Source organism: Microcoleus sp. BM001215392 (assembly GCF_036700185.1).
Lineage (GTDB): Bacteria > Cyanobacteriota > Cyanobacteriia > Cyanobacteriales > Microcoleaceae > Microcoleus.
Genome location: NZ_JAUBOJ010000015.1, coordinates 19,864 through 32,214 on the forward strand (window position 1 = coordinate 19,864; position 12,351 = coordinate 32,214).

Annotated in this window: 15 protein-coding genes; 5 read left to right on the plus strand and 10 right to left on the minus strand. The window is 44.2% G+C overall.

What is annotated here, in order from left to right; translation table 11 throughout:
• Nucleotides 1–33 precede the first annotated feature (33 nt).
• The 4 genes from QT974_RS03410 to QT974_RS03425 all read left to right on the plus strand — a co-directional run bounded on the left by QT974_RS03410 (nucleotide 34) and on the right by QT974_RS03425 (nucleotide 3,436).
• On the plus strand, nucleotides 34–1,218 hold the full coding sequence (locus QT974_RS03410; RefSeq protein WP_333467118.1) for an NAD(P)H-quinone oxidoreductase subunit H: 1,185 nt from the start codon (nucleotides 34–36) through the stop codon (nucleotides 1,216–1,218).
• 522 nt (nucleotides 1,219–1,740) lie between these two features.
• Nucleotides 1,741–1,956 (plus strand): type II toxin-antitoxin system HicB family antitoxin, encoded by a 216-nt coding sequence (locus QT974_RS03415; RefSeq protein ID WP_333467119.1) that lies wholly within the window; start codon nucleotides 1,741–1,743, stop codon nucleotides 1,954–1,956.
• A gap of 65 nt (nucleotides 1,957–2,021) precedes the next feature.
• Nucleotides 2,022–2,183 (plus strand): type II toxin-antitoxin system HicA family toxin, encoded by a 162-nt coding sequence (locus QT974_RS03420; protein WP_333467120.1) that lies wholly within the window; start codon nucleotides 2,022–2,024, stop codon nucleotides 2,181–2,183.
• Between the two features lie 35 nt (nucleotides 2,184–2,218).
• Nucleotides 2,219–3,436 carry a class I SAM-dependent methyltransferase gene (locus tag QT974_RS03425; protein ID WP_333467121.1) on the plus strand — a complete coding sequence of 406 codons (1,218 nt, stop codon included), beginning with the start codon at nucleotides 2,219–2,221 and terminating at the stop codon, nucleotides 3,434–3,436.
• Here QT974_RS03425 and QT974_RS03430 read toward each other — a convergent pair.
• From QT974_RS03430 to QT974_RS03460, 7 genes are all read right to left on the minus strand, one after another.
• A complete protein-coding gene (locus tag QT974_RS03430; RefSeq protein ID WP_333467122.1) occupies nucleotides 3,433–4,110 on the minus strand; it encodes a hypothetical protein in 678 nt (225 codons plus the stop codon). The two genes, QT974_RS03425 and QT974_RS03430, sit on opposite strands and share 4 nt — an antisense overlap.
• A gap of 158 nt (nucleotides 4,111–4,268) precedes the next feature.
• Nucleotides 4,269–4,769: a deaminase domain-containing protein gene (locus tag QT974_RS03435; RefSeq protein ID WP_333467123.1), complete on the minus strand. Its 501-nt coding sequence runs from the start codon at nucleotides 4,767–4,769 to the stop codon at nucleotides 4,269–4,271.
• Nucleotides 4,770–4,865: 96 nt separating this feature from the next.
• On the minus strand, nucleotides 4,866–5,999 hold the full coding sequence (locus QT974_RS03440) for a DNA cytosine methyltransferase (RefSeq protein WP_333467124.1): 1,134 nt from the start codon (nucleotides 5,997–5,999) through the stop codon (nucleotides 4,866–4,868).
• A gap of 118 nt (nucleotides 6,000–6,117) precedes the next feature.
• Nucleotides 6,118–6,888 carry a Uma2 family endonuclease gene (locus QT974_RS03445; RefSeq protein WP_333467125.1) on the minus strand — a complete coding sequence of 257 codons (771 nt, stop codon included), beginning with the start codon at nucleotides 6,886–6,888 and terminating at the stop codon, nucleotides 6,118–6,120.
• Nucleotides 6,889–7,182: 294 nt separating this feature from the next.
• Nucleotides 7,183–8,457 carry a histidine--tRNA ligase gene (gene hisS / locus QT974_RS03450; RefSeq protein WP_333467126.1) on the minus strand — a complete coding sequence of 425 codons (1,275 nt, stop codon included), beginning with the start codon at nucleotides 8,455–8,457 and terminating at the stop codon, nucleotides 7,183–7,185.
• A 168-nt stretch (nucleotides 8,458–8,625) separates the two neighbouring features.
• The gene (locus tag QT974_RS03455; protein WP_333467140.1) at nucleotides 8,626–8,907 is read right to left on the minus strand and encodes a hypothetical protein; all 282 of its coding nucleotides are present in this window, start codon (nucleotides 8,905–8,907) and stop codon (nucleotides 8,626–8,628) included.
• Between the two features lie 34 nt (nucleotides 8,908–8,941).
• Nucleotides 8,942–9,217 (minus strand): helix-turn-helix domain-containing protein, encoded by a 276-nt coding sequence (locus QT974_RS03460; RefSeq protein ID WP_293149481.1) that lies wholly within the window; start codon nucleotides 9,215–9,217, stop codon nucleotides 8,942–8,944.
• Between the two features lie 464 nt (nucleotides 9,218–9,681).
• Between QT974_RS03460 and QT974_RS03465 the strand changes: the two genes are divergently transcribed.
• A complete protein-coding gene (locus QT974_RS03465; protein ID WP_333467127.1) occupies nucleotides 9,682–10,659 on the plus strand; it encodes a carbohydrate kinase family protein in 978 nt (325 codons plus the stop codon).
• 101 nt (nucleotides 10,660–10,760) lie between these two features.
• On the opposite strand, the gene QT974_RS03470 is transcribed toward QT974_RS03465, so the two are convergent.
• The 3 genes from QT974_RS03470 to QT974_RS03480 form a co-directional block, all read right to left on the minus strand.
• A complete protein-coding gene (locus tag QT974_RS03470) occupies nucleotides 10,761–11,249 on the minus strand; it encodes a gluconokinase (RefSeq protein WP_333467128.1) in 489 nt (162 codons plus the stop codon).
• 85 nt (nucleotides 11,250–11,334) lie between these two features.
• The gene (locus QT974_RS03475) at nucleotides 11,335–11,523 is read right to left on the minus strand and encodes a hypothetical protein (RefSeq protein WP_333467129.1); all 189 of its coding nucleotides are present in this window, start codon (nucleotides 11,521–11,523) and stop codon (nucleotides 11,335–11,337) included.
• A gap of 91 nt (nucleotides 11,524–11,614) precedes the next feature.
• Nucleotides 11,615–12,190, minus strand: coding sequence for an REP-associated tyrosine transposase (locus QT974_RS03480; protein ID WP_333467130.1), 576 nt, complete (start codon nucleotides 12,188–12,190; stop codon nucleotides 11,615–11,617).
• Nucleotides 12,191–12,351: the final 161 nt, after the last annotated feature.

The window sequence follows — 12,351 nt, forward strand, 5'->3', positions numbered from 1 at the left end:
AACAATAGTCAGTAATCATTAAGTCATTTAATTATGTCAAGAATCGAGACCAGAACCGAACCAATGGTGCTCAACATGGGCCCGCACCACCCATCCATGCACGGCGTACTGAGGTTGATTGTCACCCTGGACGGCGAAGATGTGGTGGACTGCGAGCCTGTTTTGGGCTATCTACACCGTGGGATGGAGAAAATTGCCGAAAATCGCACGAATGTGATGTACGTGCCCTACGTGAGCCGCTGGGACTACGCTGCGGGGATGTTTAACGAAGCGGTGACAGTCAATGCGCCGGAAAAGTTAGCGAATATAGCAGTCCCCAAACGGGCGAGTTACATTCGGGTAATTATGCTGGAGTTGAACCGGATTGCTAACCACTTGATGTGGGTAGGGCCATTTTTGGCAGACGTGGGCGCGCAAACTCCCTTTTTCTACACTATGCGCGATCGCGAACCAATTCTCGACTTGTGGGAAGCAGCCACCGGCTACCGCATGGTAAACAACAACTACTTCCGCATCGGCGGAGTCGCAGCAGATTTACCCTACGGTTGGGTAGACAAGTGCGAAGATTTCTGCGATTACTTCCTGCCCAAAATTGACGAATACGAACGTTTAATCACCAACAATCCGATCTTCCGCCGCCGGATTGAAGGGCTCGGTACAATTTCCCGCGCCGAAGCGATTAACTGGGGACTATCCGGGCCGATGTTGCGCGGTTCCGGTGTAAATTGGGATTTGCGGAAAGTTGACCATTACGAATGCTACGACGACTTCGACTGGGAAGTTTGCACCGAAGCTGCGGGCGATTGTTTAGCCCGCTACTTAGTCCGAATTCGTGAGATGCGCGAGTCAGTTAAAATCCTCTATCAAGCTTTGAAAGCACTCCCCGGCGGCCCTTACGAAAACTTGGAAGCCAAGCGCTTAGAAAGCGGGCCAAAATCTGAGTGGAACAGTTTCGACTATCAGTTTATTGGCAAAAAAGTAGCGCCCACTTTCAAGATTCCTAAGGGCGAACATTACGTGCGGGTTGAAAGCGGTAAGGGTGAGTTGGGAATCTATATTGTCGGAGAAGATAACGTGTTTCCTTGGCGCTGGAAGATTCGCGCTGCGGATTTCAATAACTTGCAAATTTTGCCCCACATCGTGCGCGGTGTAAAGATTGCGGACTTGGTGGCGATTCTGGGCAGTATCGATATTATCATGGGTTCTGTCGATCGCTAAATTTCGACTGATTTCGCTCCGATCTCATCTCCGGTAAATTACCCCCCAATAAAAGTGTTTGTAGTGAGGACTTTAGTCCTCTGATTTTCAGGACTAAAGTCCTCACTACGAACCAATTTTATAGTTTGTCGTAAAGTGCGGATTCATCAACCATCTACAAATAAACTCGATTATCGAGCGGGCGACGCACCACACAATAGTCAGGTGCGTCGCCATTACAAATTCGCAAATAAAAATTGAAATTTTCACGCATCCCCACCCTACACAATCGAATTATTTAACTAAGTAAATACCGCGTCTTTTTGTATTTGCTAAACTAAAGATGACTAGATAATGCGGTAATAATAACTCGCTTGAATTTTTGAACTCTTCTAAACAAGACTCTCTCGACATACAGAAGCATTATATTTAAAAGCTAAAGCTAGCTTATCACAGCAATCGAAAATTGCCGATTTCAAATCTCAATTTTGCGATCGGCTGCAAAATGATATAATCAAATTTAAAGAACAAAGAGGTTGCAGAATGAATGTCAGCAAGCAAGAGTTCTACGTCATTATTGAACGAGATGAAGATGGCTATTATGTCGGGGAAGTCCCACAGCTAAAAGCCTGTTATAGTCAAGGAGAAACTATTGATGAGTTGATTACCAATATCAAAGAAGTTATTGCACTTTGCTTAGAAGAAGAGGGTGATGAAAAATTACCTGAATTTGTAGGCATTCAAAGGGTGATGATTTAATGCCAAAACTACCAGCTTTAACAGGAAATACAGTTATTAGCGCCCTAGAAAATGTAGGCTTTTAGGTGATCCGACAAAAGGGCAGTCATGTGCGAATAATCCATGCAGATGGACGGGTTGTAACGATTCCTGTCCATGCTGGCAAAACCATAGGTAGAGGTTTACTCCGCAAGATACTGCGGGATGCAGAACTCACAAGGGAAGAGTTCATAGCACTACTCGAATGATTTTGTTCAGCTTGATTAAGTTCCTCATAAAAATTATGACAGTTCAACAATCAGATATTAACGATAGCAACCCGGAACTCTGCGCTTTAATCAGCGAAAGAATTGCCGCAAGTCCCCAGCAGCGGATTACTTTTGCGGAATATATGGATTTGGCACTATATCACCCGCAGTATGGTTATTATAATGGCGATCGCCCGAACATCGGCAAAGGGGGCGATTTTATCACCTCACCTCATTGGAGTGCAGATTTTGCCGAGGTTTTGGGCGAGCAATTTGTGGAAATGTGGCAAATTCTCGGCAAACCTCATCCTTTTACTATAGTAGAAATGGGTGCAGGGCTGGGAACCTTTGCCGCGAATGTGCTGCAATACCTGCAACGCCAACATCCCGATTTATTTAAAATTTTAGAATACATTATTGTTGAAATTTCGCCTGTACTGCAAGCAAAGCAGCAGCAAAATTTAGACGATTTCAACAAAACAGTTAAATGGTGCAATTGGGATGAAATAGCTAATAATTCGATTGTCGGTTGTTTTTTTTCTAATGAATTAGTGGATGCTTTGCCTGTACATCAATTTATTCTTGAAAAAAACCAAATTCGCGAGATTTACGTTGCCACATCAGCAGAACCAAATAAACAATCTGGGAGCAACTTTATTGAAGTATCGGGAGAAATTTCAAATCCTAAAATTGCCGAATATTTTGATTTAGTAGGAATAGACTTATCGGCGAGTGTCTATGCGGATGGCTATCGCAGCGAAATTAATTTAGCAGCTTTAGACTGGATAAAAACAGTTGCCGAAAAGTTGCAGCGCGGTTATGTGTTAACAATTGATTACGGCCATCCGGCGCACCGCTATTACAATCCGAGACGCACGGAAGGAACGCTGCAATGTTATTACCGCCACCGATATCACAGCAATCCTTATATTAATGTGGGGCGACAGGATTTAACAGCCCATGCTGATTTTACGGCGCTGGAAAAACAAGGGAAATTGTGCGGTTTGGAGGTAATGGGTTTTACTCAGCAGGCTTTGTTTTTGATGGTGTTGGGTGTGGGCGATAGAATTGCTTCTCTGTCTGCAAATGATGCACAAGTATTGGATTTAGCAACGTTTTTGCGCAGGCGGGAAGCGTTGCACCAATTGATCGATCCGATGGGGTTGGGAGGTTTTGGGGTTTTGGTACAGTGCAAGGGGTTGAGTGTGGATGAGAAAGCGGAAAAAGTCAAAGGTTTGAGAGTGCCAAATTAGTTATTTGGTTGATTTACACCGATCAATTCCGCGCACTTACTCAAAGGCGGAAATTCCCATTTTCCCGAATATAAAGTAGATGGCAGCTTTAAACAATAAGCAGCAGGAATCACTTCAATCAACCACCAATTAAACATATCTCGTCTGGCTTCAGTAAAACCAGAAATGGCATCACCTGTAATGGCATCATACATAATATCTAAGATAGCATTATAGGCTGTTTTGCTGTTGAGTGTTTGCAGCAATCCGTAGAAAATATTATAAGCTTCGTTACTAGCTTGATATTTTCCAATTTTGTTGATATTAGGAAACAAGGTATCTGCCCAAGTTTCTGGGATTTCACCGCCATCTTTTAGCCAACAAGATACAATTGCTTGAACTATATCAGCCTTGTGTTCTTCAGGAAAGTAATGTTTAATGGTCGGCTTAGCTGCTAATGCTATTCCATAAGCCATGTAGACATATCGCTGATGGGATATTGCATCATTAGGCATTCCAAAGGCAGTCATTACTTCTACAAAAGCTTCTTCTACATCGCTGTTTCCGCCTCTTTCGTATAAATCGTCATATTTTCTGTCCCAAACCGTGCGAAGTGTTTGCTGTAATTGCTCTGGAATAGTTGAGTTGCTGGGCCATTTAAAATCGGTGTAGTGGCCTATGTCAAACTTAATCATTTACTTTCCCTCCTTATATTTTTCTTTTAATCGTAGACTAAGATAAAGCTTGTTTTAAGCTTCATATCACTTCCATTCTACCTTACCCAGAGAAGCCAGTAAAGCCTTGCTTGGCTCTACTGGCTTTTTATCCTATATTTCTACGGATATGGCTCCTTTTAGAAGATAATCACTTCAATGTTCGGGAACAATCTACCAAAGTCTTCATCGCAAGTAGTGTTACAGCCAGAACACATCTCCATCTCCGTGTAGAGGTAAAGCCTTCCTGTCGCATCCGAAGGTACGCTATCTCCTTCCAAGTCTTCTGCAAGTGCATTGAAGAGCTTGTACTCGGCGTGTTCTTTGTTGTAATTATTATTGAGCGATCCTCTGTCAATTCTTTGCTCAAAAAACAACTTTGGCCCATTGTCTTTGCCTGGAATATTCAGAGGCTTTTTTTTGCTAGTAGCTTCTTTTCTATAAACTCTACCCGTTGGGAGTTCTAGTTTGGCAACAGCAACATTACCAGAACTGGTTTTTCTAATATGAGTCGATCGAACATCTTGAGCCTGAGTCCGCAGTTCCTCTACGATATCCGCATAGCACTCAGGAATATCTTGGGGATACTCGTAATGAGGTGTGTTTCTAGAGAGGTTTCCTGTAGTTAAGTTTTTGTTCACGCTAATAATTTTAGCTACATAAAAAATATATATAACCTGAATTAGACATAAGATTTAAGCTTCGTCTGACTCAGGTATTTTGAGCGTACCACACTTTCAAATTAACTCCAAACTTTGCTCAGATACCTCTAATTCTGCGTGTTTTAAGCGCTCTTGAATTGACATAGACTGCAACTTTTTACTCATTTTATATAAATCAACTTTCGGATAATTCCCCTGAAATAGCGGAATCAAACTTTTAACAACAGCAGCAATTCCCTCGGGCGGTACAGCATTCCCAATCTGTCTGCGCACTTCGGTAAAAGAACCTTCAAACACAAAATCATCGGGAAAAGTTTGCAGCCTCGCCCTCTCCCGATTTGTGAGTGCACGCGGTTCTGGATAATGATAGCCCCAGGTTCCGCCGCCTCCGCCAGCAATAATTGTAGATGATGGTTTATCGGGATCAATTCGCCGATAAACGTGGCTGATCATGCCTTTTACATAGTACGGACTGTCTTTGGGAATATCTGAAAAATTTCCTCCGGCTTTAATTCGATTCAAAATTTCAACGGTGCGATCGCGAATTTGATGATTTTGGTTGTTTTCCAGAACTTGCTCGACATCTTGGAGTGCTTGGCCCGCTGTTCTATAAGGATTTTGACGATTAGGGCCGTATTCTGGTTGAGGATGCACAAAATCAAATTCTGTATTCATCCGAATACCAACTAACAAGACTCTTTGCCGAAATTGTGGCACTCCGTAATCGGCAAAGTTGTAAAGTTTAGGTTTGACTAAATAACCCGGTGCGATAGTTTCAAAGTCGGAAATTATTTGTTTGATTGCTTGATAATTATTGGCGCTTAATAAACCTTTGACATTTTCCGCAACAAAAGCTTTGGGCTTTTTTTTGTTGACAAAGTCTAGAAAATATGTATATAAATTGCCTCTGGTTCCTTCAAGTCCGGGGCGCTTCCAAATAAGGGAGAAATCTTGACAGGGGAAGCCTCCTATACATATTTGGGCTTCGGGAACTTGTGCAATGTCTATGTTTTCTATGTTGTCGTTGATGATGACACCGGCAATGTTGTTGCTGAAAGTTTTGCAGGCGTATTTATTGGAGTCGATCGCCCAAACTACATCAAACCCAGCTTTGTGGAACGGCAAATCCATACCGCCGCAACCGGAAAACAAGGATATCAGTTGCGGTTTTGCTTTCCAGGTGATGTCTTTGAGACGTTCGAGTGACATATTAGTTCGCAGTGGGACAATAGCCGGCTGAATGCCCGCAACACAAGATTGTGATTATACCAAATAGTCGTCAGGTGCGCTGTGTCAACGGTACTAAGAGTCGATCGCCTTTAAATTGTCAATCTTCGTCATCTAATACGAGTCCGGCTTGGCGCAATTTTTCTGCCAGTCTTTGGGCCCGGAGACTTTCGCGATCGGCTCGCTGACGTTCTTGCTCAGCCCGCTCCTCCGACCACAACAATAACTCGCCTGCTGCATTCCACCACCTCAGCCAACAGCCTGTTCTCCCTTCGTGGGTTCCTTCCCAAACTCCTAAAAATAAGTCTAATCCCGGTATCCAATAACGTCCATTTTCATCAGTTTGTTGCAAGTTATAGCGCTCTGATTCTAAAGCGTAAACTTCTAAACGAGCTGTTTTCGCTCGGAATATAACGTATGTGGGAACTTTGATAATCTGCTCGTAAAAAAACCATTTACCGACTCGCTGCGTAAACTCAACGGAGTATTCTTCCCCGTAAGTTTCTGAGAGGAATTCCATCACAATTTGCGGGATAGTTCCTTCGGTGTGCGGCGTGTAACTGCGGCGGACTTGCGAGACATTTTGAGGATTGACGGGTTTTACGTACATCCAGTCTGGTGCTTTGCAAATAGTCCGCTGTTCGTCACTGGTGGAGGATGGGAAACTAATTCCGGCACACAACGCAAAATTGGAAACTATTAAGGCATCCTGCATTAATTCAGGAAGTGCTGTTAGCGGCTGGCGCAATGCTGCGGCTATTAAGGGTTGGGTTTCGTCTTCCACGGGGTCGTCTGGTAGTTGAAAATCGTCTGGCAGTAATGGCCAGGTTACTATTAGTTTAGCGGTCGGGTTTTTCGTTGCTACTAACATAGTTTATCAGATGTTATAGGGGTTTAATTTTTAATTATATCTTTTGGTTTTTTGGATTGATGTTAATTGCGAGGCGGAGCCTCTGGATCTGCGTTACCAGGCTGGAGCCTGGTAACGAGGGAACCGACCGTTTCTTGTGTTTGTATCGAAGTTTAGATCCCCCCTAGCCCCCCTTAATAAGGGGGGGACAAGAGTGCCGTCAAAGCCCTTCTCAATCAGGGGGAAGAGTGCTGTCAAAGTCCCCTTCTTAAGGGGGATGCGAGGGGGATCGAGACTGGGCGACAAGCGATCGTTTTAAGGGTTTTGAATCTTCTGTTTTAGCTCATCTGTCATGGCTAGCAGTTCAGATTGGGCGATCGCACTTTGTTCGCCACTCGCCAACCACTTCAATTGTACCGTCTCACTTTCAGCTTCCGCATCACCCAAAACCAAACACGCAACCGCACCACTTCTGTCAGCTCTTTTAAACTGTTTCCCAAAAGCACTGCCGCTCAAATCTATTTCTACACTAAAGCCCGCAATCCGCAATTTTTGAGCCAACAATATTGATTGCTGTTCGGCTTTTGCGCCCCTCGATACCAAATAGAAATCCAATTGCGGAATGGGCAGAGGTTGCAACTTTTGCAACAAGATAATTAACCTTTCTACACCCATAGCCCAACCGACTGCCGCCGTATCCGGGCCGCCCAATTCCTTGACTAAACCGTCGTATCTTCCCCCGCCGCAGACTGTGGCTTGCGCGCCCAAATCGTCGGAGATAATTTCAAATGCGGTGTAAGTATAGTAATCTAAACCGCGCACTAATCTGGGATTTAACTGATAGCTAATTCCTAAACTTGCGAGCATTTGCTGTACTTGCTCGAAGTGATCTCGCGATTCGTCGCCCAAATATTCCAAAATGCTCGGCGCACCAGCGACAATTTCTTGAGTCCGCTGATTTTTGCTATCCAAAATCCGCAGCGGATTGCGAGTCAAGCGGTCTTGGGAATCCGCATCTAATTCGGATTTGTACGGTGTAAAATAATCAATCAATGCTTGGCGATAATTTTGTCTGTCTTGCTTGTTTCCGACAGAATTGATGTCAAGGCGCAAATTTTTTAAGCCGATCGCTTGCAGGATATCACAGGCGATCGCAATTACCTCGACATCTGCCCGGGGATCTGCACTCCCCAAGACTTCCACGCCAATTTGAGTGAACTGTCGCTGTCTGCCTGCTTGGGTGCGTTCGTAGCGAAACATCGGCCCAGTATACCACAGGCGCTGCACATCACCAGCCGCGTACAAACTGTTTTCAATAAAAGCTCGCACGACTCCGGCGGTGCCTTCTGGGCGCAAAGTAGTCGATCGATCGCCCTTATCTTTAAAAGTGTACATTTCTTTGCCCACAACATCGGTGGCTTCGCCGATGCCGCGTTCAAATAAAGATGTTTGTTCAAAAATTGGCGTCCTAATTTCTCGATAAGCCGCTTTTCTCAGAATTGTTCTAGCGACTTCTTCTATATTTTGCCAATATTGAATTTCAGCGGGCAAAATATCCCGCGTTCCCGGTAAAGTTTTAATTGCACTCATTCTGTTAGTCAGTTGTTATTTGTTATTGGTTTGTTGTTATTTGTTATTTGTTATTTGTTATTCGTCATTTTTGAGTTGGTAATTTTTATTGGTGACTTCGTATTTATTGATGTTTGGCTTGAATCACAAACAACCAATAACAAATAACCAATAACAAATAACTAATAACTAATGACTTAATAATTCCCAAGCTCCGTAGCGATCGCCATAATAAGCCAAAATGCGATCGACTCGCTGGCGGCAGGCCAAATCGAACCCTTCAGGATACTGTATCCACAAACTCCCAACTTGGCTGTCGCTGTAATTGAACCGCTGTGACTGCTGCGGAATTAAACCAGTTTCCACCCCTTCAACTTGACGCAAATGGGCTGCCACTTCGCGATACACCGCCAGCGGCAATCCCGGGCATTGAATTTGATAGCGGAGTTGTTTTTCTTGTGCCGTTTGCATCATTTCTTTGCGTGTCCCCAACCATAACCCCTATTTAAGATACTTCTTTATCGATCGGCCCTGGTAGAGGGCAGCAGTTAATATTCTCCATACATACCTTCCCCCACTGCAAAGCCCAGCGCACCAGCGAAACTCGATTGTCAGCGGGCGTCTTGTTCAAGATATTGCTAATGTGGTTGTCAACAGTACGCTTGCTAATCTCTAACTTTTCAGCAATTTTCTCATTGGTCAATCCCGCCGCTACTAACTCTACCACTTGCAATTCTCTGTCCGACAGGGTGACAGGGGTGCCAGAGACGCTCCCGTTCATAAATTTTTCCTATGTGTGCATATTTACCTATATACAATTCTAGAGGATGAGGGATCGAGTATGAAGACAAAATTAAATCTGCTGCCGCACTTGGACGGTAGGCGACTACAAACTCGCTGGTAGAATCGCGGCTGCGTGCAATTCGCCAGCCGACGACACAGCACGCACGGCGCCCAGACACTTGCACGGTGCTGGCGCGTGGGATGGCGGATGCTCGCTTTACCTGCGTGTACCTGACATCCCACGCCCCAAAACCCGCAGATAGATATTTGTACGTAAAACTGTTGATCTGCCCGCATTCCACTTCTGCGTTCAGGAGTAACTGACAGTATGAGTAAGTCTGATATTATAAGATGTGGCATTCAAAATAGATTGCAACTTTCCTTGCATGATGCCATTAAAGATAATTAATCAACTCTGCTGCTCTAAAATCTAAAATCTAAAATCTAAAATCTAAAATCAATATGACTTATCCTCGCGTGCTGTGTCTGGGTGAAATTTTATTTGATTGTTTAGCAGACACACTAGGAGTATCTCTCGAAGAGGTAGAATCTTGGACACCGTATCCCGGTGGTGCCCCTGCAAATGTTGCCTGTGCTTTGGCTAAATTGGGGACAGCGGCGGGATTTATCGGTGCTGTAGGTGGGGATGAATTGGGGGATTCCCTGGTGCAGGTATTGCAAGAAGTAGGGGTTGATACCGCTGGAGTACAGCGCCATCCGAGCGCGCCCACGCGACAAGTTTATGTCTTGCGGAATCAAGCGGGCGATCGATCTTTTGCCGGTTTTGGTAAATTGGATACTGCGGATTTTGCCGACACCCGCCTCCAAGCTGCACAAATACCCGAGGTGCTGTTTGAAAATGCCGAGTTTTTAGTGCTTGGGACTTTAGAATTAGCTTATCCTGAAAGTCGAGAGGCGATCGAGCGAGCGATTTTCCTAGCAGAACGTTACGACGTTAAAATTATAGTTGACATCAATTGGCGTCCGGTATTTTGGTCAAATCCCGAAGAAGCAAAAGCGCAAATTACAAAACTCTTAAAAAAAGTCGATTTTATCAAGTTATCTGACGAAGAAGCCGAATGGTTGTTTGGAACAACCGACGCTGGAGCTATTACCTACCGTCTCGATTCCGTCGAAGGCGTTTTGGTGACGGCGGGCGATAAAGGTTGCGGCTATTGTCTATCGCAAAATGAAGGAAAAGTCCCTGCCTTTGCGGTAGATGTTGAGGATACAACAGGTGCAGGCGACGGATTTGTCGCTGGTTTTGTGCGGCAGTTGTGCAAGCATGGAATTAAGAATCTAGCCGATCCAGAAATAGCAAAAAAAATCGTAACTTATGCAAGCGCGGTGGGTGCGATGACAGCGATGAAACCGGGTGCAATTGCAGCTCAACCAACCAGCGCTGAAGTAGAAGCTTTCTTGTATTTGTACAAAAATTAGCACGCCAAACCTCTATAGGTTCGATCGTTCGGAATGCGAGTCCTCTTCAAACAAGATAGGACTCGCATTCCGAACGATCAAACCTGTTTGATTGTGGGGAATTAAGCGCAAATCAGATCGTTTTTAATTTGGCGTACAATTACCTCTGGCGGTTGCGAAGCATCTATAATAATTGCATCTTTTGGTTCTTCGAGAGTAGCGAATTGACTTGACAGCAAGTCTGCTTTCATGTAATGATTTTCGCGATTTTTTAAGCGGGCTGCGAACAGCTCAAAATCACCTTTGAGATAAACTATTTTCATCCGCTGCTTGTCTCGAAAGAGCATTTCGCGGTAAGATGCTTTTAAGGCAGAACAAGCTAACACGAAATTTTTATGTTCCAACAGCCACCTGTCTATTGTAGCTTGCAAGTGCAATAGCCAAGGCAGGCGATCGGCATCTTCTAAAGCAATGCCCCGACTCATTTTCTCTATGTTTCCTGGCGGGTGAAAATCGTCGGCATCGCTAAAATCCCAATTGAGAGATTGGGCTAGCAACTTGCCAACAGTAGTTTTGCCAGAACCGGAGACTCCCATCACCATAACAATCATCGCGTCTATTTACCGAATATTGGCAATTTTATCAAGTTGTGCGATCGCACAACTTGATTTCTGAAGTTGCTAAGCTCTTCTGTATTTAAACTACACAGTCAAAAGACGTTGGGGGTTGGTTGGGGCGATCGACTTCTGGGCGCACCATTTCTGGATGCTGCGAAATAATTTCCAAAATATCCTCCAAAAGATAGCGCGGACAACAGCCTAAAATCCAGTCATTTTCACTACATAGCAGCAAGCCGCGAGGATAAAATTTGTGCCCTAAATACAAAAGTTCGCCCGCTTGAAGCGCATTAATCCGTTCAATTGCCGACTTGGGAAGGTGTCGCAGCCCACGTGCAAATAATCTAAGTCCTGTTAATTTATTCTCCTAGTCTAGAGGAAATGGCATCAAAATTTGGTATTTTTGGCTTTCTGCCATTACAACTACAGCACCAATCAACTGAATAAACATCTTTTTTCACCCATGAGCTAAAGCTGGAATAAGACCACAAATGCGGACAAGAAATTAAATTGTGTTTAACAGGATTGTAGTGAATATAGTTTAAATGCTGTTCAAAATCATCTTCGTCGCAAATAGTATGTTCCCAAAAACGCCGATACCAAACATCACTTTCTCTACGCTTGCGACGCGAAAGCGAAACATTTTGAGGCAAATTTCCTTGACCGCGCAAAGATTGTGTAAATAAAATTTTTATCCTTCCAAGACGCTTGGAATAGCCAGTATCATTAGGAGGTAATTTCCACAAAAAATGGATATGGTCGGGTAATACAACTGCCCCAAGAATTTCAAAAGGTTGTTCTGATTTAATCGCCCTTACAGCGTTGCGAAGTCGCGAGACATTTTCTGACTGTGAAAATAGCGGTGTGCGATTGTAGGTAACAAGGGTTAGGAAAAAAGTTCCACCAGGAAGGTAAAATCGGCGATAGTTTGGCATTAATATCGTCCTCCTACTTTTTTATAAAGCATCTTGCACTCATATCTCTGCGGGTGCGCAGTGCACACCTTACATTCATATCTCTGCGGGTGCGCAGTGCGCACCTTACATCTCGTAGGGTGCGCACTGCGCACATTCCAGTGGCCTCCGGGTACTACATC

Excerpts from the sequence above, each read along its gene's own strand:
- QT974_RS03430 (WP_333467122.1), bottom strand. The coding sequence starts at position 4,110 with ATGATTAAGTTTGACATAGGCCACTACACCGATTTTAAATGGCCCAGC.
- QT974_RS03445 (WP_333467125.1), bottom strand. The coding sequence starts at position 6,888 with ATGTTAGTAGCAACGAAAAACCCGACCGCTAAACTAATAGTAACCTGG.
- QT974_RS03415 (WP_333467119.1), top strand. The coding sequence starts at position 1,741 with ATGAATGTCAGCAAGCAAGAGTTCTACGTCATTATTGAACGAGATGAA.
- QT974_RS03410 (WP_333467118.1), top strand. The coding sequence starts at position 34 with ATGTCAAGAATCGAGACCAGAACCGAACCAATGGTGCTCAACATGGGC.
- QT974_RS03425 (WP_333467121.1), top strand. The coding sequence starts at position 2,219 with ATGACAGTTCAACAATCAGATATTAACGATAGCAACCCGGAACTCTGC.
- QT974_RS03460 (WP_293149481.1), bottom strand. The coding sequence starts at position 9,217 with ATGAACGGGAGCGTCTCTGGCACCCCTGTCACCCTGTCGGACAGAGAA.
- QT974_RS03470 (WP_333467128.1), bottom strand. The coding sequence starts at position 11,249 with ATGATTGTTATGGTGATGGGAGTCTCCGGTTCTGGCAAAACTACTGTT.
- hisS (WP_333467126.1), bottom strand. The coding sequence starts at position 8,457 with ATGAGTGCAATTAAAACTTTACCGGGAACGCGGGATATTTTGCCCGCT.
- QT974_RS03465 (WP_333467127.1), top strand. The coding sequence starts at position 9,682 with ATGACTTATCCTCGCGTGCTGTGTCTGGGTGAAATTTTATTTGATTGT.
- QT974_RS03440 (WP_333467124.1), bottom strand. The coding sequence starts at position 5,999 with ATGTCACTCGAACGTCTCAAAGACATCACCTGGAAAGCAAAACCGCAA.
- QT974_RS03455 (WP_333467140.1), bottom strand. The coding sequence starts at position 8,907 with ATGCAAACGGCACAAGAAAAACAACTCCGCTATCAAATTCAATGCCCG.
- QT974_RS03480 (WP_333467130.1), bottom strand. The coding sequence starts at position 12,190 with ATGCCAAACTATCGCCGATTTTACCTTCCTGGTGGAACTTTTTTCCTA.